Annotated in this window: 15 protein-coding genes; 6 read left to right on the forward strand and 9 right to left on the reverse strand. The window is 55.5% G+C overall.

Annotated features, from left to right (window positions below; translation table 11 throughout):
* Nucleotide 1: 1 nt before the first annotated feature.
* The 6 genes from ACO05M_RS11465 to ACO05M_RS11490 all read right to left on the reverse strand — a co-directional run bounded on the left by ACO05M_RS11465 (nucleotide 2) and on the right by ACO05M_RS11490 (nucleotide 8,812).
* Entirely contained in the window at nucleotides 2–1,330 is a 1,329-nt protein-coding gene (locus ACO05M_RS11465; protein ID WP_421862738.1) for a nucleotide sugar dehydrogenase, read from the reverse strand.
* Nucleotides 1,321–2,550 carry a TIGR03087 family PEP-CTERM/XrtA system glycosyltransferase gene (locus tag ACO05M_RS11470; protein ID WP_421862740.1) on the reverse strand — a complete coding sequence of 410 codons (1,230 nt, stop codon included), beginning with the start codon at nucleotides 2,548–2,550 and terminating at the stop codon, nucleotides 1,321–1,323. The genes ACO05M_RS11465 and ACO05M_RS11470 overlap by 10 nt, the downstream gene beginning before the upstream one ends.
* Nucleotides 2,550–4,484, reverse strand: coding sequence for an asparagine synthase (glutamine-hydrolyzing) (gene asnB / locus ACO05M_RS11475; protein WP_421862741.1), 1,935 nt, complete (start codon nucleotides 4,482–4,484; stop codon nucleotides 2,550–2,552). Before asnB ends, ACO05M_RS11470 begins: the two co-directional genes overlap by 1 nt.
* Nucleotide 4,485: 1 nt before the next feature.
* Nucleotides 4,486–6,375, reverse strand: coding sequence for an XrtA/PEP-CTERM system amidotransferase (locus ACO05M_RS11480; protein ID WP_421862743.1), 1,890 nt, complete (start codon nucleotides 6,373–6,375; stop codon nucleotides 4,486–4,488).
* Nucleotides 6,376–6,382: 7 nt separating this feature from the next.
* Nucleotides 6,383–7,507 (reverse strand): TIGR03088 family PEP-CTERM/XrtA system glycosyltransferase, encoded by a 1,125-nt coding sequence (locus ACO05M_RS11485; protein WP_421862745.1) that lies wholly within the window; start codon nucleotides 7,505–7,507, stop codon nucleotides 6,383–6,385.
* Nucleotides 7,508–7,642: 135 nt separating this feature from the next.
* Nucleotides 7,643–8,812, reverse strand: coding sequence for a right-handed parallel beta-helix repeat-containing protein (locus ACO05M_RS11490; RefSeq protein WP_421862748.1), 1,170 nt, complete (start codon nucleotides 8,810–8,812; stop codon nucleotides 7,643–7,645).
* A gap of 288 nt (nucleotides 8,813–9,100) precedes the next feature.
* Between ACO05M_RS11490 and ACO05M_RS11495 the strand changes: the two genes are divergently transcribed.
* Entirely contained in the window at nucleotides 9,101–9,973 is an 873-nt protein-coding gene (locus ACO05M_RS11495) for a patatin-like phospholipase family protein (RefSeq protein WP_421862750.1), read from the forward strand.
* On the opposite strand, the gene ACO05M_RS11500 is transcribed toward ACO05M_RS11495, so the two are convergent.
* Complete coding sequence (locus ACO05M_RS11500; RefSeq protein ID WP_421862753.1) at nucleotides 9,942–10,823, reverse strand: XrtA system polysaccharide deacetylase; 882 nt, start codon at nucleotides 10,821–10,823, stop codon at nucleotides 9,942–9,944. The two genes, ACO05M_RS11495 and ACO05M_RS11500, sit on opposite strands and share 32 nt — an antisense overlap.
* 67 nt (nucleotides 10,824–10,890) lie before the next feature.
* Here ACO05M_RS11500 and ACO05M_RS11505 point away from each other — a divergent pair, with 67 nt between their 5' ends.
* Nucleotides 10,891–11,757, forward strand: a complete 867-nt coding sequence (locus tag ACO05M_RS11505) for a ThiF family adenylyltransferase (RefSeq protein WP_421862755.1) — start codon at nucleotides 10,891–10,893, stop codon at nucleotides 11,755–11,757.
* 211 nt (nucleotides 11,758–11,968) lie between these two features.
* Here the strand turns inward: ACO05M_RS11505 and ACO05M_RS11510 are convergent, their stop codons facing one another.
* Together ACO05M_RS11510 and prsT are read right to left on the reverse strand one after the other, a co-directional pair.
* Nucleotides 11,969–12,862, reverse strand: coding sequence for a PEP-CTERM sorting domain-containing protein (locus ACO05M_RS11510; RefSeq protein ID WP_421862757.1), 894 nt, complete (start codon nucleotides 12,860–12,862; stop codon nucleotides 11,969–11,971).
* A gap of 165 nt (nucleotides 12,863–13,027) precedes the next feature.
* Nucleotides 13,028–15,796: an XrtA/PEP-CTERM system TPR-repeat protein PrsT gene (gene prsT, locus ACO05M_RS11515; protein WP_421862759.1), complete on the reverse strand. Its 2,769-nt coding sequence runs from the start codon at nucleotides 15,794–15,796 to the stop codon at nucleotides 13,028–13,030.
* 138 nt (nucleotides 15,797–15,934) lie between these two features.
* On the opposite strand from prsT, the gene ACO05M_RS11520 reads away from it, so the two are divergent.
* The 4 genes from ACO05M_RS11520 to prsR are packed head-to-tail and all read left to right on the forward strand — an operon-like array spanning nucleotide 15,935 to nucleotide 20,957.
* Entirely contained in the window at nucleotides 15,935–16,690 is a 756-nt protein-coding gene (locus ACO05M_RS11520; protein WP_421862761.1) for a S1 family peptidase, read from the forward strand.
* Between the two features lie 51 nt (nucleotides 16,691–16,741).
* Nucleotides 16,742–17,479: a PEP-CTERM/exosortase system-associated acyltransferase gene (locus tag ACO05M_RS11525; RefSeq protein ID WP_421862763.1), complete on the forward strand. Its 738-nt coding sequence runs from the start codon at nucleotides 16,742–16,744 to the stop codon at nucleotides 17,477–17,479.
* Nucleotides 17,480–17,506: 27 nt separating this feature from the next.
* On the forward strand, nucleotides 17,507–19,588 hold the full coding sequence (gene prsK / locus ACO05M_RS11530; RefSeq protein ID WP_421862766.1) for an XrtA/PEP-CTERM system histidine kinase PrsK: 2,082 nt from the start codon (nucleotides 17,507–17,509) through the stop codon (nucleotides 19,586–19,588).
* Complete coding sequence (gene prsR, locus ACO05M_RS11535) at nucleotides 19,566–20,957, forward strand: PEP-CTERM-box response regulator transcription factor (RefSeq protein WP_421862769.1); 1,392 nt, start codon at nucleotides 19,566–19,568, stop codon at nucleotides 20,955–20,957. Before prsK ends, prsR begins: the two co-directional genes overlap by 23 nt.
* The last annotated feature ends 8 nt before the right edge of the window (nucleotides 20,958–20,965 follow it).

Below are 20,965 nucleotides of genomic sequence, written 5' to 3' on the forward strand. Positions count from 1 at the left end.
GTTACCAGCTCAGTCCCTGGTAGCTGGCGTCCAGTTCACGCAGCTGGGGCTGATTGATCAGGTCCAGAATCAATTGGTCACTGCGGCAGTGCTTAGCCAGCGTTGCCAGCGCATCGCGATGATTTTGACCCACGATGACGATATCGGCCTGCTCGATCATCGGTGTCAGGTCTTCGCTCATCAGTTCGCCGATATGGGGAATGGTGTTTTCGATAAAGCGCTTATTGGCACCCAGCAGTCGTGACAGGCTGACATTGGGATCATAAACCGACAGCTGCATGCCTTTGCCGATCAGTTGCTCGGCCAGCATCACCAGTGGGCTTTCACGCAAATCGTCGGTGCCGGGCTTGAAGCTCAGACCCAGCATGGCGACTTTGCGGCCGCCGTGTTGCTCTTTCCAAGCCAGGGCTTTCTGCAGGGCCAGATCCAGATGAGCCTCGTTGGAGCGCAGCACATGTCCCAGCATCGGGATCTCAATGTCGTGGCGTTTGGCCTGATACTGCATCGCACGGAGATCCTTCGGTAGACAGGAGCCACCGAAGGCGAAGCCCGGCTTCATATAGGCGGTGGAGATATTGAGCTGTTTGTCTTCGCACAGCAGCCCCATCACTTCGTGGGGGTCGACCTCCATGCCGTCGCAAAGGCGCGCCACTTCGTTGGCGAAGGTGATCTTGACCGCGTGGAAGATGTTGCAGAAGTACTTCATGGTTTCCGCGGTGGCGATGCTGGTCTCGCGATATTCGCAGGGCAGGTTGCTGTAGAGTTCACGAAGACGCTCGTGGGCCTGCGCATTGGAGGCGCCGATAATGGTGAAAGGCGGGTTGTAGTAGTCCTTGATCGAGCTGCCTTCACGCAGGAATTCGGGTTGGTAGCCGACATCGAACTCAACGCCGTCGCGTTTGCCGGAGATCGACTCCAGCATCGGGATCAGGGTTTTTTCAACCGTTCCCGGCACCAGGGTCGAGCGGAACACCAAGGTGTGGTGCTCCGACTTTTCTTTCAAGGCTTCACCCAGTTGCTCGGTCAGGCGCAGGATTGCGGTCTGGTTCTGATCGCCGTTACTCAGCGATGGGGTACCGACACAGATAAAGCTGATATCACTCTGCATCAGCCCCTGACGGACATCATCGGTGACACTGACTCGGCCGGAAGCAACGGCTTCGGCGATCAGCTCGGGCATACCCTCTTCGATGACCGGGCTTTTTCCATCGGCAATCAGACCGAGTTTGACCGGGTCGATATCGACGCCGATGACATGGTTCCCATCCTTGGCCAGGCAGCCCAGAGAGACTGATCCGACGTATCCCAGACCGAAAATACTTAATCGCATAATGCTGCTTCCTTGGAGGGCGTTGTGCCCGTTGTCGCCTTAATACATTGATCGATGATGCCGTCCAGTCGTGCCATCGAGGCGGGCCAGTTATGGTTGCTCAGGACCCGATTGCGACCTGCGTCGGCATAGTGTTTGCGCCGGTTTTCGTCGCTCATCAGCGATAGCAGGGCATCGGCATATTCCTGGGGGGTGTCGGCCACCAGAAAGTGCTCGCCGGCCACGGCGTCGATGCCGCCGGCTGCTTGCCGGCTGCTGACCACAGGAACCCCCATCGCCATCGCTTCCAGAATCTTGTTTTGGGTGCCACGGGCGATGGCCAGCGGTGCCACCATGGCCGCGGTGCGCTGTATATAGGGTCTGACATCATCGACCGAACCGGTTACCGTAACCCCGTCCAGCTTGTCCAGTGCCCAGATCTCCTTACTGGGGTCTGCACCCACGATAAAGAGTTTAACCTCCGGTAAGCGTTGACGTAAAAGCGGTAACACCTTGTCGCAGAATTCCAGCATACAGTGCTGATTGGGGTAATAGTCCATTCGCCCGATAAAGGAGATGGCGTTCGGATCATAGCCTTCGCCATCGGGCTTAAAAAAGTCGCTGTCCACCCCATTGGGGAACCAGTCGGTGGCGATACCGGTACGGTAGTCTTCCAGCGTCTGCCACTCGGCGCGGGTGGTGCAGGTTGCCATATCGAAATGCTTGGCCAGCTGCTTCTCGGCCCGCTCCATCTTGCTGCCTTCAAGCCAGTACCCCATATTCAGCGGGAACGGTTTAAAGCGGGTGTAGGTCAGCCACTTTTGCGAATCCATGTCGCCGTAATCAAGGATCTTTGGAATTCCGGTCACATCGGCAACGTATTGGGCAACCGAGGAACAGTGGACGAAGATCAGGTCGAATTTTTCCCGAGCCAGCAGCTGGTCGATATGGGCCTTGAGTTTGGCGGAGTAGAAAAAGCCCATCGACGACGGCGTCGGTAACGGCAGGCGCGCTACCATCCGCAGCGTTTGCAGCTTGTTATCAACCTGAGCCATAAAGTGGTGATGGCAGTGCTGTTCGATACCTGAGGTTTCGGCCGCTTCCTGATCCCCACGCACCAGCGAACAGACCCAGACCTTATGACCCTGACGACTCAGGTGGCTGATCATGTTGAACGGGCGAATCTTGCCGCCTCGTTTGGGTGGATAGGGGAAACGGTGGCAGATATAGAGGATATTCATCAGATCGCCTCTTTGAGCGTTTCGCTCATTGTCGTGCTGGAGATGCCGTCCAGATAGAGGCGGCACCATATCTCCAGATTCATCAGGGCCAGCAGGTGTTCGGTGTGATCGGCTTGGTTACGATCATGTTGTTCGATGGTGCGCGCAATCACTTGCCAGTCGAACAGTCCCCGGGCTTCAACGGCCTGCTGGTTCAACAGGCTGGCACGCAGACCGGTTAGTTCCGATTTTAACCAGGCTCCCATGGGGGCACCAAAACCGCGTTTGGCGCGATAGAGGATCGAGTCCGGCAGGACGCCTTTCAGGCTGCGCTTGAGCACGGTTTTGAGCTCACCCTTGGCTAACAGGGTCTGCTCCGGAATTCCCGTGGCCAGATCGACCAGTTCCTGATCCAACAGTGGCACCCGGCATTCGAGCGAGGTGGCCATCGACATCTTGTCGGTCAGCATCAGCAGGTCGTCAGGCAGCTGGGTTTGGCGGTCCAGGTCAAACATCTTCCACAGCCCTTGCTGGGCTCGGCTTTGGCTCAGCAAGCGGCTGGTTCGGTCGGAGCGCGGACTCGGTTTGAGCAACAGTTGATCCTGAAGATCTTTTGAAAAGACTTCGATATAGCTTTGATAACGTTCGTCAAAGCTAAGCTCTGCGCTATTGATAAAGCTGCGAGCCAGGCGCATGTAGTTGAGCCATTTTGAATGCCGGTCGGCCGGTAATCGACGAGCCAGCGGGGCCACCAGATTGCGCCTTAGCCAGGCCGGAACTCGGTGATAGTGGCCGATGTAGTGCTCGCCCTGATAACGACGGTAACCGGCGAACAGTTCATCGCCGCCGACGCCGGACAGAATCACGGTGACGTCACGGCGGGCAAACTCTGAAACCAGGTAGGTGGTGATATAGGCACTGTCGGCAATCGGTTCATCCATATGCCACAGCAGCTTTGGCAGTAGTTCGACGATGTCGGGACGGACCAGAATCTCACGGTGATCGGTGCCGAACAGCTCCGCTACCTGGCGGGCGTAGGGGAGTTCGTTGAAAAACTTCCCGGCTTTACCGGTATCGAAACCGATGGCGTAGCTCTTGACCGGCTGACTGCTGTGCTTGGCCATCATAGCCACGACGGCACTGGAATCGATACCGCCGGACAGGAAGGCGCCGATCGGCACGTCACTGACCATCTGACGTTTGACCGCCTGCTCGATTTTTTCCCCGACCTGCTCGGCCCATTCCTGCGGGCTCTGTTGCTTCGGGGTAAAGTCGGGCTGCCAGTATTGTCGGACGCTGACGTTGCCGTGCTCGATTACCAGGCTGGAGGCGACTTCGAGTTTTTCGACGCCCTTGAACATGGTCTGAGGTGCCGGGACATAGCCCAGTTGCAGATAGGCCGGTAATGCTTCGTGGTTGAGCTCGGCCTGGAACATCGGCAGCGCCAGGATCGCTTTGGCTTCGGTGGAGAACGCCAGATAGTCGCCGTTGTGGGTTTCACTGCGGGCATAGTAGAGCGGTTTGATGCCGAGTCGATCGCGTGCGATCAGAGTGCGTCGACGTTTACGGTCGTGCAGGGCGAACGCAAACATGCCGTTGAGGTGGTTAATGCAGTCGTCGCCGTAGGCCTCATACAGCGGCAGGATCACCTCGACATCGGATCCGGTCTTGAACTGATAACCCCGTTCCTGCATCTGCTGACGCAGTTCGCGGAAATTGTAGATCTCACCGTTGCAGACCAGCTGCAAGCTGTCATCGGCATTGCTGATCGGCTGGTGACCGCCGGCCAGGTCGATGATCGACAACCGGCGCATACCGATGCCGACTCCCTCGGCAATATGGTGGCCGCTGTCATCGGGACCGCGGTGAACGGTGATATCGCCCATCGCCTGCAGGTGAGCCTCCAGTACCGGCTGTTGACCGGACAGGCTGATCAAACCATGGATGCCGCACATCTTAGTTGGCTTCCCGGTTGAGGAATCGCTCGAACATCAGCGAGGTCCAGAGTGAGGCGCTGTTGTCACGGGTGCCGTTAAGGTGGCTGCGAACCAGCCAGCGCAGGGTGTCCGGATTGAACAAGCCGGAGTCGAGCATGTGTTCGCTCAATAGTGAACTCTCCAGTTTCTGCTTCAGCGGGCCACGGAACCAATCGCATAGCGGTACGGCAAAGCCCATCTTCTTGCGGTAGAGCACATCCTGGGGCAGATGAGGCTCCATGGCTTGCTTAAAGACCGCCTTGCCTTCACTGCCTTGCAGGCGTTGCTCCGGTGAAATGCCGGCGGCCCATTCGACAAACTTGTGATCAAGGATAGGGACCCGTACCTCCAGGCTATGCGCCATCGAAGCGCGGTCCACCTTGGTCAGAATGTCACCCACCAGATAGGTCTTCATGTCCAGATACTGGACCTGAGACAACGGATGATCAGTGGGGCAGTTGGCGGCATGCTGGCGGAACACTTCCAGGGCGGAGTAGCCGTTCAGATCGCGCTTAAACTGATCGCTGAACAACCGCTGGCGTTCATCGGCACGCAGGATCGACATGCTGTTCAGATAGCCCTCGACCCAGTCGTAGGACATCGATTGGAAGGTGGTTTTACCGCGCAGATATCGCGGTGCCCAGTCGAGTTTCGGATAGACGCGGCCCAGAGTGCCAAACAGCGGACGGCGCAGTCCCAATGGCAGCTTCTGACGGAAGGCCTCTTCTTTGAGGTGCCAGTTGTAGCGCCGATACCCCGCCAGCAGCTCATCACCACCGTCACCGGAAAGTGCCACGGTGACGCGCTCTCGGGCCAGCTGGCAGACGCGATAGGTCGGCATCGCCGAGCTGTCGGCGTAGGGCTCGTCGTAAAGCTCCGACAGTTTATCGATCAGGCCGAAATCGTTGGAGCTGACAGTTTTGACATGATGGTTGGTCTGATAGCGTTCGGCGACGGTCTGGGCGAAGTCGGTTTCATTGAATTCAGCCACGTCGAAGCCGATAGAGCAGGTGTTGACCGGGTCGTCCTGTAGTTGTGCCATCAAGGCCACGACGGCAGAGGAGTCGACACCGCCGGACAGGAACGCGCCCAGAGGTACCTCCGAGATCAGACGGATATCGACCGCTTCCTTGAGGCGCTCGACCAGTTGCTCCCTGATATCGGTTTCGCTGACCGGGGTCTGATCCATCGGGATATCCCAGTAACGCTGGGGCTGCAGCGGCAGGTCACCGTGCTGAACCAGCAGGGTATGGCCGGGTTCGAGCTTGTTGACGCCCTGATAGATGGTTTTGGGCTCCGGCACATAACCCAGCGCAAAGTAATCCTCGACGCTGTGGTTATCGATGGCGCGCGGGCATTGCGGGTGCTGAGTCAGTACTTTCAGCTCCGAGCCGAAGATCAGTTCGCCGCAAGGTAATTGGCTGTAAAACAGCGGTTTGATCCCCAGTCGATCGCGGGCCAGAAACAGCTGTTTCTTGTCGTTGTCCCAGATCGCGAATGCGAACATGCCGCGGAATCGAGTGACGCAATCCGGGCCCCATTGCTCCCAGGCGTGGACGATGGTTTCGGTGTCGCTGCGGGTCTTGAACTGGTGCCCCAGCTCGGTCAGTTCCTCGGCCAGTTCGGCAAAGTTGTAAATCTCGCCGTTAAACACCACGCAGACCGAACCGGTTTCGTTATAGATCGGTTGGTGCCCACCTGCAAGGTCGATAATGGAAAGGCGGCGATGGGCCAGGCCGATGCTGCTGTCAAAGTGGTAGCCGTCGTCATCCGGACCACGGTGGGACTGAATACTGTTCATCCGTCCCAACAGTGCTCGGTCGATCTCAACTCCGGGTTGGCGGTGAAAAATTCCGGCGATTCCACACATAGGAAAACTATCCTTGAACGCGTTGAAGGGAGCTGGTCGAAACCAAACCCTGATAGAGGTTGTCGTATTGGGCTGTCATGCCGTCGAGGCTGAACAGCTCTTCGCAGCGACGGCGGCCCGCGTCACCCTGTTGGCGCAGCAGGTCTCGATGGTCCGCATAGTGGCTGATGGCATCGGCCAGTGCCTGATCATCGTCGCTGGGGATTAGAACACCCTGTTGACCGGGTAACAGCAGATCCCGGGCGCCACCCACGTCGGTCGCGATAACGGCCAATCCTGACGCCATCGCCTCCAGGATCGTGTTGGAGATGCCTTCGGCCTTGGAAGGCTGAACATAGAGACACAGCTCACGCATGGCATCGGGAATATCGTTACGGTTGCCGACCAGTCGACAAAGCTGTTGAAGGTTGTACTGTTCGATCAGCTGCTGCAGCTTCGGATAATCGGGACCGTCACCGATGATATTAATCTGCAACTTGTCATTCAGCTCGGGGCGCTGTTGCAGCAACCGATGGGCGGCGCGAATCAACAGTGCCTGGTTCTTTACTTCAGCCAGACGTCCGACGGTGCCGATAACCAGTCGTTGATCGTCGTGCTGTTCGGACGGATGGAAGCGTTCGGTATCGACGCCGTTACAGATGCGGCTGATTCGCTCCCCCTCGACCATGACCCGCTGCCGTAGATAGGTCTCACCTTCGCTGGATAGTGCGATGTACTGACTGATAAACGGCTTGAATAGGCGACGTATCTTGACCGGACGATCGGCAACTTTATCGGCGTCGGAATCCCAGCCGTGCTCGCCGTGTATACGATGACGGCAACCGCTGAGCCAGGCGATAAATTGACATTCCAGTGTGGTCAGGTTGCGGCTGTGGACGATGTTTGGCTTGAGCTTGCGGAGAAGGCGCCAAAGCCTCAGCAGGTAGGCCGGGTCTTTACCCGGTTTTTTATGCAGGGAATAGAGTTCCACATTGGTTGCGTTTAGACGCTGAGCGAACTCGGGGTTATAGCTCGTCAGGCAGACGATGCTATGTCGATAGCGCTGCTGGGGGAGCCGATTCAGGATGTTGACGATCCCGTTTTCCAGCCCCCCGACGTCAAAGCTGAAAACGATATGAACGATATGCAGCAAGACTCGACGATCCCTGTTTCGTTAAAGGTTTGTTTGCGTTGTTCAAGGCACCGATATTAACAAGTTTTTCCGCTCGTTTTCTGCCGCTTAAGGCTAGAAGTTTAAGAAAAATCATTTAATTCGAGCTCAGTGGCGTTATTGCGTCTTTACGGGGCTGTTTTTTAGGACAACAGGGCTGGAAATATCGTAGTCCAGCGCGCCGATCCAGGGGGTTTTGCCGCGAGGGTTTCCCCGGTAGTCCTGGGCCGGAAGTTGCAGGTTTGGCGGCGATGCCGGGGGGGCGGTGAAGTGCGTGGTTTCGGTGGGGGTAAGGTCGAGTTTTTCCGGCTCATGGAAATCCTGTCTAACCTGTTCGTGCCCGAGGCCAAGAGGGCTGTTCTGGAGCCAACGTGGAACCGCCGGTAACGGTTGCTCGAGCCAGCGGTGAATCTTGGGGTGGTAGATGGACCAGTTGGAACCGGTAATCCGGTTACCCATTAATCGGACTGTTGCGCCCTTGCCTTGGTTGACTGTACCGCCGATATAATTGCGATACAGCGTGGCCGAGCTGTTACCCGGATCGATATCGATCCCGGCCGTAAACAACAGGGTGTTGGTAATGATTTGGCTGCGCTTGGCGTTGCGCAGGTGTATCCCGGCATCGGTGCAGTTGGTGATGATATTGTTGCTGATCAGTCCGTTCTGGTGCTCATAGTCACAACGGCTGTCGGCACAGAACTGCGGTGCGGTCCCGCCACCTCCAAGTGAAATACCGGCACGGATACCCTGGTGTTTGTCTGCGCAGACAATCAGATTCTGCTCGATCCGGCCGTGGTTGGAGCGGCCCTTCAAGAACATGCCGTAGCTGATTCCGCCATCCAGGTCGTTGCCGAAATCATGCAGGTAGTTATTGCGTATGTTGACGTTGCTGCTGCCGATGATATCGATGGGGGAGGAGGGTTTTCGCCCGGAACGCGGTCTTTCGTTAAAGAGTTCGCAGCCCTCAATGGTTAGATTGTCGGGGAAGCCGGTCTCGGTACCGTTGGCTTTGATGTGATTATCGAAATTCTGCAGATGGCAACTTTGTATCAATACATAATCGGCATCACCGCTGATGTGGAACGCGTGCTCGCTGGCTTGGTTTCCGATTAGCGTCAGGTTGATGAAGTGCCAGTGACTATGGTGAATGACAAAGGTTTCGTTTTCTGAGGTAAGAATACGAGTCTCCGATGGGGATTGCGCCTTGACCCGGATCGGTTGATCCGTACTTCCAGCATGGAGGGTCTGGAAACGCCCGAGTTGGTAGTCACCCGGGGCGAGTAGCAAGGTATCGCCGGCCCGGAGTTGTGCTAGTCTGCGCTGAAGTTGATCGGAGTTATACACGACCCACGGATTGGCCATAGTTGGGCCGGCAACGGTGAAAAGAAGACTAAAAAACCATTGGCGGAGTAGATATCGATTCATTGTGGGACCGTTTGCACGATACTGGTCGTTTCAGAGCAAAAAGTTTCTCTTAAATTATTGCGATTTGGCAGTTGTTTTGAGCTGAGGTTGCTATCATCAGTTGTAGATCTGAAAAACGCTAAGTGGTTATGCTGGATGATAAATTGACCTATGAATGACACACGGATAGTCCCAATTTTAGCTGGTGGTGGAACAAGGTTATCGGCGCATATCGGTATTTTAACGGCGTTACAGGAGCTGCAGTTAGAGTTTGATCATCTGGTCGGTGTTTCCGGGGGAAGTATTGTTGGTGCGCTCTATGCGAGTGGGCGTAGTGTCGAGAGCATTAATTCCATCGCCAACGAAACTGATTTTTCTCAGTTTCTCAGTCAATCCCTGTACCAGCTGTTACGCAGCGGCGGGCTATCGTCCGGAGACAGCTTCGAGGAGTGGATTGATCAGAAACTGAACGGGGCGACGTTCGAGGATCTGCGCCTGGATTTTCATGTGGTCGCCACCGATGTCAGGACCGGACGACCGGTTATTTTCGACCGCCAGAAAACGCCGCAGCTTAAGGTTTCCAAAGCGGTTCGATTTTCGATGTCGATCCCCATTCTCTTCAGTTTTAAACAGTTCAAGGATCATCTGTTGGTGGATGGTAGCATTCTGTCGGAAGACGCGTTGCAGAGGGACTGGAGCGGTAAGGGCGATCCGGTACTCTGTTTTCGTCTCCGAAGCTTACAGGAGGCCAGCGCGCCGAAGCGAAATCCTATTATTCCGTTAGGCCAGTATCTGGCGATGCTGGTGAGAACCTTTATGACCACCATGTCTCGGGAATATATCAACGATACCTTCTGGCACTCGACCGTGGTGGTTCAGGCCGGGACCATATCGCCGATCGATTTCAAGCTGACAGCCGAGCAGAAGTCGCAATTGTTCAAGGCCGGTTACGATACGGCGCTGCGAATCGTGCCGATGAAACTGCAGCGTAACAATGCGGCAGCGCCGATGTTTAAGCAATCTGCTGAAACAGGATCTCGTTGACCGGCTGCAGCTGTCGAATCGGCGCCCAGTCGAAGTCACGCAGGAGTCGGCGTAGTCGTGGTTCGGTTTTATCCAGATTAATGTAATGCCGGAAGCGTGATTTCAGCGGGGCATCTTTGATGCGAGGTTGCTGCGGGTCCAGCTCCCAGGGGTGAAGATAATAGATCGCCGGTGTCTGCAGCTGTTGAATCGCTTTTCGCATCAGATGACGGAAAACGGGGTACGGATAAAGTCTGAAATAGCCGCCGCCGGCGCAAGGAATTCGTCGGCCCAGCACTTCATAGGTGGTAACGGGTAGTTCGAGTAGGCCGTTGGGCCACAGAAATGGCGTGCGGGGGGCGTCAGCATAGCCGTAGAGATCGTGCGGTACCGGATTGATGCTGGAGCTGTAGCGGTAGCCGGCATCGAGCAATTCGTCGGTGATCCAGGGGCGCTGTTCGGTAAAGGAGAAGCTTGGGGCGCGATAGCCATCGACTTGCTGACCGGAGAGTTCTTCGAGCAGAGATTTGGATGAGCGGATATCGTCTCGGAACTGCTGTTGACTGAGCCGGTTGATCCGCTGGTGGTTGTAACCATGACTTGCTAGTTCATGGTCGGCGTCTACGATCCGTTTGATCAGGTGGGGGTATCGCTCGGCGATCCAGCCGAGGGTAAAAAAGGTCGCTTTGGTTGAGCTGTCATCCAGTAATTGCAGCAGCTTTTCCACATTGGCTTCAACGCGGCATTCGTGTTGGGGCCAGGATTCAACCGGGCATTGGTTCTCAAAGGCAGCGACCTGAAAAAAATCTTCGATATCGAAGCTCAGGGCAGAAGATTCTGGCGCATGACGAGGCAGCTTTAGCGGCTTCAAGTGATATTCTCCTGAGTCATGGAATCAAAATAGAGAAGCATTACGCAATCATATCAGGTGAAAAGGGATGTATAACTATCAGTTGGCAACGTCGCGCAATATTGGATGGGTTACGAAAGCCGAGCAAGAGCAACTGAGAAACAGTCGGGTTGCGATTGCGGGCTTGGGCGGCGTGGGCGGTGCTCATGCGGTGACGCTGGCCCGCTTGGGGGTGGGGAAGTTCCATCTCTCTGATTTTGATGAGTATGAGATTCACAATTTTAACCGTCAGATCGGTGCCAATATGCAGACGATCGGGCGACCAAAATTGGATGTTATCCGAGAGCAGGTGCTCAGCATTAATCCCGAGGCAGAAATCAGCACCTTTCCGGAAGGTGTCAACGCCGAAAATGTTGAGCAGTTTCTTGATGGCGTTGATCTCTATGTCGACAGCCTCGATTTCTTTGTCATGGAGGCGCGTAAGACCGTATTCCGTGCTTGTCATCGAAATCGAATACCGGCGATCACGGCGGCTCCCTTGGGGATGGGGTGCGCATTCCTCGCATTCACGCCGGATAGCATGAGTTTTGATGACTATTTCGGCTTTGAGGGACTGACTGAACGCGATCAGTTGATCCGCTTTCTGGTGGGATTGGCACCGACCGTTTGGCAGCGGCATTACCTTGTCGACGAGTCGACTGCTGATTTCGATAGTCACAAGGGGCCGTCGACGCCGATGGCGGTCGATCTTTGCGCGGGAGTCGCAGGAACCAATGCGTTGAAGTTGCTGCTCAACCGAGGCCCGGTGGTGAAAGCGCCGAAAGGGTTTCATGTCGATGCTTACTTGAACCGGGCTAAGGTGACCTGGCGACCGGGCGGATTTAAGAATCCGTTACAGCGGGCGGCCTTCCTGGTGGCCAAGAAGGTGCTGGGTAAAGAAAAGACCAAGGGCTAGCGCTGGCTGTTCAGCGCAGGCTTTTATTGAGACGGTTGGGTTAGGGGATGATCTGCGCTGCGGGATGAGGATTTCGGGTTTGGTTAAGAAAAAGCGCAGCGTTAAATAATGTGACACCGGGGAGATTAAGTTCGATCTTGTTTTGGACTTTGCTCCAAAAGAAAAGGGGCGACTAAGTCGCCCCTTCCTTTATGTCGATGAACCGATCTGGTTAAGAGAACTTACGACGGGCTGTCGCTCCCAGACCCAGTAGTCCCAGACCGAACAGGGCCAGAGTGCCCGGCTCAGGAATTTGAGCAGTTACTGAACCGTCCAGAGTGGTTTGGCGGATGGCATTCGGGTTGCCGCCGTCGTCAACAACCAGCAGCAGCTGATCGAGGGTCGGGATCGGCGGGTTGACGTTGGTATCCAGGATGAACTCGGCGTAGTTGCCGGTCGGGATGCCTGCTGCGGCGTCAACGAAGGTGCCGCCCTGCTCAATGAACAGGAAACCTACTTCGGCGAAGGTGATGTCGAAGAACAGGTTAAGGTTGGCTGCCTGGATGTCGGAACCGGTCAGGGTAGCGGTCAGAACCACGCGGTCGTTAAGGTCGTTGTTGAAGTCATTGAAGATGACGTCAACAAAACCGCCGGTGTAGACGGGGCCGCCCGGAGTCAGGGTGCCGTCGAAGTGGTATTCGAGCTGCAGGTCCCAAGTCAGCAGGAAGCCTTCGCTGTCGGAACCCAGCGGCGGAACCAGCGGGCTCAGGGCGTCAATGTCACACTGGCCGCCGGCGCAGTTCGGGGAGACCAGGTTGACGTTGGTAACGCCGTCCAGTGCAAGACCGGCTGCCGGAACGTTGGCGAAACCCAGTTCACTTGCAATGTTGGTGTCGTAAAACGCACCCAGAGGGCTGCCGTCGCTGAAGTCGTAAACAGAGGTTGCCAGCAGTTGGCTGAAACCGAATTCGTTAAAGATACCGGTAGTGCTGTTGGCATCCAGAATGTTCGGAGCTGACTCGTATGTATTTGAACCTACGTCAATATACATATCGGAAGCCAGTGCTTGGCCACTACTCACCAGAAGGCTTGCGGTAGCGACAGTAGCAAGAGTTAGTTTTTTCATTTTAATTCCCATCCTTTTGAGGAGTAGTCAGTTGTTCATCGACACTCAGGTATAAGCAGTTAGCGTGCCAGTTTTGCAACCTGTTGTTTTTGCTTGTTTTTATCTTTCCTGACTCTTTTTTGGGAAGGGCGTAGTAAAAAAATCTGACAGCTGAATCGCGTGGGTCTACTGGCCCAACAATTCCATTAGAGCGATAGCCTGCTGCTTCTCTTTGAAATCCTGATCAACCGCCGGTTGAAGCACTTCACGGGCTCTGTCGTGTTGACCGTCCTGCTGCAAGGCCGCGGCATAGTGGAAGGCTATGCTGGGGTCAGCCTCATTGCCGTCGTGGGCCTGCTGTAACAATTGCAGGGCCCGGTTTTTCTGACCGGTGTTGAGCAGAAGATAGCCGTAAGTATCCTGAATAGCGGCAATCTCTGGTTTCAGTTGATAGGCACGCTCTGCGAGAGGGAGGCCATCTTCGTAGCGGTTCAGGTCGTTATAGACCGAGGCCAGGTTATTCAGGGCAACGAGGTTATCCGGATGCTCTTTCAGCAGTTGTTGGTATTCGGTTACAGCGCGTTCGCGCTGCGCCGGTTGTTTGAGGTAGATTTCGGCCAGCATGATCCGTAGCGGCAGGGTATTCTCCGTTCTGTCGAGTTGTTGCCGAAGCGTCGACTCGGCGGCTTGCCATTGCCCCAGCTGCTGCTGCAGTTTCGAGAGCCGGGCTGCGTTGGAGTCGGAGGCTTTCAAGCGGTAGGCGGTGGTCAGTTGCTGCTCGGCTTTTTCCAGTTCTCCCTGGCGGCCATACTCAATGCCCAGCAGCGTCGCCATAACCGCAGTTTCGCCGTGCTTGCTGGTGAACGCGTCGCTGCGTCTCAGCGCTTGCTGTACCTGCTCGGTTTTAAACAGAAGCTGTACTTCAAGCAGTTCGAACCAGGGGTCTTGGGGTAATTGCTGCTGAGACTGCTGTGCTTGCGTCAGGGCGGCACTGTAGTCGCCGTTGCGAATTTTCAGACTGACCAGCAGGCGTTGATAATCACCGATTCTGGGATCCAGATTGACCAGTTGATCGACGGCGCGAATGGCGGCGGCTGTGTCATTCTGGCGCAGGGCAAAGTTGCTCAATAAACCCAGCGCAATGGGATAGACCTCGGACGTCGGTTCGACTTTCCTCAATAGCTGGTTGGCGGCATCGTACTCTTGCCGGTCTCCTTTGACCGTGGCAGCAGCCACCAGTACCGTATCAGTATCCGGATTCTGGCTCAGGGTTTGATCGATAAATCGGACGGCCTGATCGGGGTCTCCGAGTGTTTTTTCGGTGCGATAGAGATTGAGCAGGGCCAGGCGGTCGGTAGGATTTACAGCCAGGGCCTGCCCCAGGTAGGCGTGGGTTTGTTGGAGATTCTCCAGTGCAGCGCTGGACTTGGCCGCGGCCATCAATAGCTGAAAGTTGTCGGGTGTCTTTTCAAGTCCTCGCTTGATGGTGTTTAGTGCCTCAGCATATTGGCGCTGCGCATAATCCACCTCCGCCAGTAGCAGGTAGCTGTTATCGGTATCCGGTTGTTGCTGTAACAGCTTTTCTGCAACAGAGCGTGCCTTGTCATACTGCTGAGTTTGAATCAGCTGCTGCACCAGGGCACTGACGGCACCGGTTTGTTCTGGGTTGAGTTCGAGTGCGGCATTCAGGCTCTGCTCCGCTTCCTGTTGGCCCTGAAGCAGTTGCATAGTGCCAAGCTGGGTCAGAATGGCCGGATCGTTAGGCTTCAAGCGGGCGCCCTGTTTTAGCAGACTAACCGCTTGCTCCTCCTCCCCTTGGCTGGCAAGCCTTCCGGCTAGGCTGGATAGGATTCGGGTATCGTTGGGGTTACTGCCGTCGAACAGGCTCAGCAGATTGTCGGTATCATCAATCTTTCCTTGGCTGGCGTCGATATAGGCCAGAATCCGTTGCACGATATGGTTGGCTGGTAGCGATGAGCTGATTGAACGCAGATGCTTTGAGCTGGCCTCGTAACTGTTGAGATAGAAGTGCGCCATTCCGGCAATCATCTTTGCACGAATATCCCGAGAGCGCAGGGCGATCGCTTTTTCAGACAGTTCACGGGCGGCTTCCATGTCTTGCTGATTCAAGCGGATCATCGCCTTGGTCACTAGTGCCCAATCAAAATTGGGCGCAAGTTTCAGGAGCTTGTCGACCGTCTTTTCAGCGGCTTCCGTATCCTGCTGTTTGAGATGGAGCAGAATGGTTTGCGGGTAGATTTCTATTCTTTCAGGATTGGCGGCGAGAATCGCCGAGAAGCTGTCAATGGCTTCCTGATTCTTCTCGCTGGCGGCCTGGGCTTTGGCTTTTAGAATGCTGGCTTCGACCAGCAGCTCCGGAGTTTTTATGTTGGTGGCCAGGGGAATCGCATCGTCGGTTCGATCATCGAGCAGCGCCTGGTAGCCTCGCGCCAGGTTTGCGAAATCACTACCACCTGCCGCGATCGCATCAAAATTTTCCCGGGCTTCATCGATCCGGCTGAGCAGCAGGGCGGCCAGGCCACGATACAGGCGGATGTGCTCGATATCTGCGGCGGGAACTCCCGACAGTTCATCGGTTTCACTCAAAAGGTCCGGGTAGCGGCGTTTTCCCAGCAAAATCTGAGCGAGGTCCGCCAGTAGTTCCGGGCGATTGGCACCGAGTTCAATGGCTTTGCGGTACTCCTTTTCCGCCGCAGAAAACTGCTTGGTGGCCAGTAGCGCGCTACCGAGTAACGCTCGGCTTTGGGCATTCTGTGGATCTTCACTGACCGCATTTTTCAGATTAATGATGGCGCTCTGATAGGCTTTGTTAGCGAGGTCTTGTTGGGCGGCTGCCAGAAATTCCGTATCGCTTTTGCCGGCTTCGCAGCCCGACAGCGCCAGACCGGCGATCAGGCTGATAGCGAGTGCGGAGTGGGTGGTTTTCTTGCGCATCGGGTTCTTCCTTATTTTTGAATCCTTTGGGCCGCCCCGGCATCAGTGATTTAGCGCCGTGACTGCAATGAACAATAGCTATTTAAGCCTCTTATGACTATTGTTGGCTGTGAATTTTTTGCTTGCAGGGAGTGGGCGATGGGGCGTGCGCTGATTCTTACCGTTTCGATGCTGCTGTTAAATTTATCGGCAGGTTCCCTGCAGGCGGCATCGTTGTCTGAGACTATTCGTCAACTCAAACCGTCCATTGTCGGGATCGGAACCTATCTGCCCAGTCGTCGCCCGGCGGCAAGGCTGATGGGAACCGGCTTTGTCGTCGGCAATGGATATCAGGTCGTGACCAATCATCATGTCGCCAATGTGGAGCTGGATCTCGAGCGAAATGAACGGTTAATCGTGTTTTCGGGGGTTGGGAAACAGGCCAAGTCTCACCCGGCAACGATTCTACGCAGCAGCCCGCGTCACGATCTGGCCGTGCTGCGAATTGGCCAGGCATTACCGCCGCTGAAGCTGGCCGAGGCGGACCTGGCCATGGAGGGTGAGGATATCGCGTTTACCGGCTTTCCTATCGGCTCGGTACTTGGGCTTTATCCGGCAACCCATAAAGGTTTGATCTCAGCCATTACACCAATTGCCATACCGTCGCCCAGTTCGCGACAACTGAAAGCGTCTAAAATCAATCGCCTGCGGAACCCGATTGAAGTCTACCAGCTGGATGCCACGGCTTATCCCGGCAACAGTGGCAGTCCGGTCTATCGACCTGACACCGGCGAGGTGGTCGGGGTGTTGAATCAGGTGTTCGTCAAGTCCACCAAGGAAGATGTGCTTAGTAAGCCAAGTGGAATCAGTTACGCTATACCAATCAAGCACCTAAACGGTTTGATCGGGCAGTAGTCGTGGGCCCTTTGTTGTTGCTGAGTGTCGATAATTTGAGGTGATTCATCGATGATGACGGATACAGAGTTGGCGGATAACTTTAAGCGTTATTTCTTTGTGCGTCGTGCCGTATCCGAACAGATGAAACAGGTGGCTTTCCAGGTCCGTTACCGGGTGTATTGCGAAGAGCTGGCCTTCGAAGATAGCACTGCTTTTCCCGATAAGCTGGAGCAGGATGGTTGTGACAGCTATTCGGACCACTTTCTGATTTACCATCGGGGGGATCAGGAAAGGGTTGCCGGAACCATACGCCTGGTCTCTCCGCAGACCCAGGCACAGAAGCTACCGGTCGAGCTCCACTGTTTTAATTCGATCGATCCGTCCCGTTTTGACCTCAGCCGCTTAACCCAGGGTGAGTACTGCGAGCTGTCCCGGCTGGCCGTGACCGGAGACTTCCGGCGCCGCCTGGGGGAGCGGGATAAACCCTATGTCGTTGAAGGCGGGCGAGGGCGTTTAGGCTTCCCCAATTTCCCCTACATCGCAGTTGGCCTGTATATGGCGGCGGCAGCCAGCTGTTCGGAGCGGGGCTTGGGCACCGTGGTGGTGATGATGGAGCCGAGAATGGCCCGTCATCTGGCGCGGCTGGGAATTCTGTTCGAGCAGGTCGGAGAGGTGGTCGATTTCCACGGCTGGCGAGCTCCTTACCAGATTACCCTGGAATCGTTCTTTGCCCATATCAAACCGGCAGTCCGGGCGTTGTACGAGCATGTGGCTGCTGAAATCGCTTACCCGGAAAATCAACTTTAATCAGGTCAATATGAAGAAGGGCGTCGGATGATGCTGTTTGGTTTGTTTGTTGCCACAAGCGTATACGCGACGGTGTTCTTTCTTTGTGTCGTCATCTGGCGTGAGCGTTTGCTGGGAGTCTGGCTGCAGCTGGCCCTCTTTACGACAGCGCTTTGGGCAGGCTTCCTGGCCTTGAGCTCTAATGGCGGCAGTAACCTGAATCCGGCAAATCAGGTGTTTGTCGAGTTGTTGCGCAATACGGCCTGGTTGCTGTTTGTACTCAAACTTCACGACTTCGGTCGGGGTGGTAAAGACTTTTGGTCGTTGAAAGCTCCCTGGGTTGTGCTGTTCGGGGCGTTGATTCTGATGTTGCTGAACCTGGTCGACCGGCTAAGCGGAGGTTGGGTTACTCAGTTGGGGGTCGCGCTTCCTTATCTGGGACCGCTGATACTGGTGGTTGCCGTGTTGGTTTATACCGAGCAATGGTTTCGCAACATACCGTCGGAAGAACGGTGGCCGGTTAAGTTCCTGTTGTTCAGCATCTGCCTGATTTTCGGCTTTGACTTTCTACTCTATTCCGAAGCCTTGCTGTTTAATCGTATCGACCCCGAGTTCTGGTTGGCGCGAATCTATATCACCGCGATGGCGGCTCCGTTGATCGCCATCTCTGTTTCGCGCACCCGTGATTGGAATCGTGAGTTGCGGATTTCGAGACAGGCTGTGTTTTTCACCGCCACCTTGTTGTTGTCAGGGCTGTATCTGTTGGTGATGAGCCTGGTGGGCTATTACCTGAAATGGTTTGGCGCCAGCATGGGCAGTGCGGTTCAGATCATCTTCTTCGTGGCCGCCTTAACGCTGTTTGTTTCTCTGGTCAGCTCTGGCCGCTTTCGCTCGTTGGTGGCGGTGTGGCTCAATAAGCACTTTCTGAGTTACAAGTACGATTACCGCGATGAATGGATGCAGGCCAACGCCCGGTTTGCTTCGCTGCCGATGGATGTTCGTTACTATCGGGAACTGCTGCTGGGGATTACCGAGCCGCTGGATAGTAATGGTGGCGTTCTCTGGGTTCGTGAGGGTGAGCATTTTCGCGCGGAATTCAGCTCCAATATCGACATCGCCGAAGCCTTGAGTCCACTGACCGATCAGTCGTTGCTGGAGTTCATCGAGAAAACCGGCTGGGTGATCAATCTCAATGAGTTTCGTGATAAACCCGAACTCTACAATCGTATATCGATCCGCGCGGAGCTGTCGGACCGAGGTTTATGGCTGCTGGTGCCGTTATTGCATCAGGGGCGTCTGGTCGGGATTGCCGGGTTGGCTCAACCTCGGGCTGACCACCCGGTCAACTGGGAGGACTTCGACCTGTTGAAAGCGCTGGCCAGTCAATTGGCGGCGATGATCGAGCTCAAGCGCACCAGCGAATCACTATCGGAAGCGCGGCAGTTTGAAGCCTTCAACCAGCTCTCGGCCTTTATTGTTCATGACCTTAAAAACATCGTGGCGCAGCTGGCCCTGGTCGAGAAGAATGCCCAAAAGCATCGTCATAATCCCGAGTTTATTGATGACGCCATGGATACGCTGAGCAATGCGGTCGGGCGAATGAATCGTCTGTTGAGCCAGCTGCGTAAACAGACCCAGGTGCTGGTTAATACGGATGTGGTTGATCTGCGCCGGGTTGCCGAAACGGTCGTGCAGCGGCAGTCCGGTAATCTGCCTTTGCCCACTATCACCGAACACCAAAGCGGTGTTAGGGTAAGAATTGAATCGGAGCGTTTTACCGACGTGCTCTGTCACCTGGTTCAGAATGCACAGGATGCGACGCCGGATTCGGGTAAGGTTGAAATAATCATAGAAAAACAAGGATCTAAAGCGATTCTGAAGGTGACTGATACGGGTTGTGGAATGGACAGAGAGTTCATCCGAAGTCGCTTGTTCAAGCCGTTCGATACCACCAAAGGCAGTGCCGGTATGGGGATCGGAGTTTATGAGGCAAAGCAGTTTATCAGCGCCAGTGAGGGTCGTTTAGAGGTCGAAAGCGAGCCGCATCAGGGTACCTCAATGAGTATTCTGCTGCCGCTCTTTCAAGAACAGGATCAGCGAGAGTTAAGTGAGTCAGAACAAGGAGCGTAAAGTCCTGCTGGTGGTAGAAGACGACCTGGGGCTACAAAAGCAGCTGAAGTGGTGTTTCGACCAGTATCAGTTGGTGTTTGCGGAAGATGAAAGCTCGGCGATCAATGCGTTGCGTCGTTATGAGCCCGAAGTGGTGACGCTGGATTTGGGGTTACCGCCGGATCCCGCTAACGCCAGTATTGGTCTGGGTATCCTGGAACAGATACTGGCGCTGGCACCGCAGACTAAAGTGATTGTCGTTACCGGTAACGATGACCAGTCCAATGCCGTTAAGGCTGTCGGGATGGGGGCTTATGACTTCTACCAAAAGCCGATGGATCCGGATGTGCTTGGGCTGATCGTCGATCGCGCCTTTAAGCTCTCCCACCTGGAGCAGGAAAACCGTCGTTTGGCAGCGTCGGCCACTCCTCTGGACGGCTTGATTGCCGCTTCCGACGAGATGCGCGAAGTCTGCAAGATGGTTGAGCGGGTGGCGCCGGCGGATATCAGCGCTATGGTGCTGGGAGAGAGCGGTACCGGTAAAGAAGTTGTTGCCCGGGCTATCCATGGGTTGAGTGATCGTACGGAAGGGCGCTTTATCGCCATCAACTGCGCCTCGATCCCGGAAAACCTGCTCGAAAGTGAGTTGTTCGGTTACGAAAAAGGTGCCTTTACCGGCGCCGCCAAGCAGACGCCCGGGAAGATAGAGACCGCCAATGGGGGGACGCTGTTCCTTGATGAGATCGGTGATATGCCGCTGCAGCTTCAGGCCAAGTTGCTGCGCTTCCTGCAGGAGAAAACCGTAGAGCGGATCGGCGGTCGGGAGGAGATCCCGGTCGATGTTCGCATCCTCAGTGCAACCCATCAGAACCTGGAACAGATGATCGTGGAGGGTAACTTCCGTGAGGATCTGTATTACCGTTTAAGTGAAATCACCATTAACATCCCGCCGCTCAGGGAGCGTCCGGGCGATGCGGTCGTGATTGCTCGGGCACTGTTGGATCGATTCGCAACGGCCCAGGGGCGCCAGTTGCGGGGATTTACCGAGAAAGCCTGCCAGGCAATCGCGGCCTTTCGCTGGCCCGGTAATATCCGAGAGCTGGAGAACCGGGTTAAGCGTGCGGTGATCATGGCCGATGGGCAGCAGGTGACCGAGATTGATCTGGGGCTGGCAGCACCGGAAACGGCCGAAGAGCTACCGTTCAATCTGAAACAGGCCCGAGAGGAGGCCGAGCGACGGGTTGTGCTGCGGGCGCTGGCGCATGCCGATAACAACATCTCACGCGCCTCCGAGATGTTGGGGGTTACACGCCCTACGCTGTACTCGTTGTTGAGCAAGCATCAGATTCAGGTGTCTTCGGAAAACGCTGCTGAGTCGGCCGAAGGTTAATGGCTGGG

It is taken from the genome of Motiliproteus sp. (genome assembly GCF_965230735.1).
Taxonomy (GTDB): domain Bacteria; phylum Pseudomonadota; class Gammaproteobacteria; order Pseudomonadales; family Balneatricaceae; genus Motiliproteus.

Excerpts from the sequence above, each read along its gene's own strand:
- prsT (WP_421862759.1), bottom strand. The coding sequence starts at position 15,796 with ATGCGCAAGAAAACCACCCACTCCGCACTCGCTATCAGCCTGATCGCC.
- ACO05M_RS11465 (WP_421862738.1), bottom strand. The coding sequence starts at position 1,330 with ATGCGATTAAGTATTTTCGGTCTGGGATACGTCGGATCAGTCTCTCTG.
- ACO05M_RS11520 (WP_421862761.1), top strand. The coding sequence starts at position 15,935 with ATGGGGCGTGCGCTGATTCTTACCGTTTCGATGCTGCTGTTAAATTTA.
- ACO05M_RS11510 (WP_421862757.1), bottom strand. The coding sequence starts at position 12,862 with ATGAAAAAACTAACTCTTGCTACTGTCGCTACCGCAAGCCTTCTGGTG.
- asnB (WP_421862741.1), bottom strand. The coding sequence starts at position 4,484 with ATGTGCGGCATCCATGGTTTGATCAGCCTGTCCGGTCAACAGCCGGTA.
- ACO05M_RS11495 (WP_421862750.1), top strand. The coding sequence starts at position 9,101 with ATGAATGACACACGGATAGTCCCAATTTTAGCTGGTGGTGGAACAAGG.
- prsK (WP_421862766.1), top strand. The coding sequence starts at position 17,507 with ATGATGCTGTTTGGTTTGTTTGTTGCCACAAGCGTATACGCGACGGTG.
- ACO05M_RS11525 (WP_421862763.1), top strand. The coding sequence starts at position 16,742 with ATGATGACGGATACAGAGTTGGCGGATAACTTTAAGCGTTATTTCTTT.
- ACO05M_RS11470 (WP_421862740.1), bottom strand. The coding sequence starts at position 2,550 with ATGAATATCCTCTATATCTGCCACCGTTTCCCCTATCCACCCAAACGA.
- ACO05M_RS11505 (WP_421862755.1), top strand. The coding sequence starts at position 10,891 with ATGTATAACTATCAGTTGGCAACGTCGCGCAATATTGGATGGGTTACG.
- ACO05M_RS11480 (WP_421862743.1), bottom strand. The coding sequence starts at position 6,375 with ATGTGTGGAATCGCCGGAATTTTTCACCGCCAACCCGGAGTTGAGATC.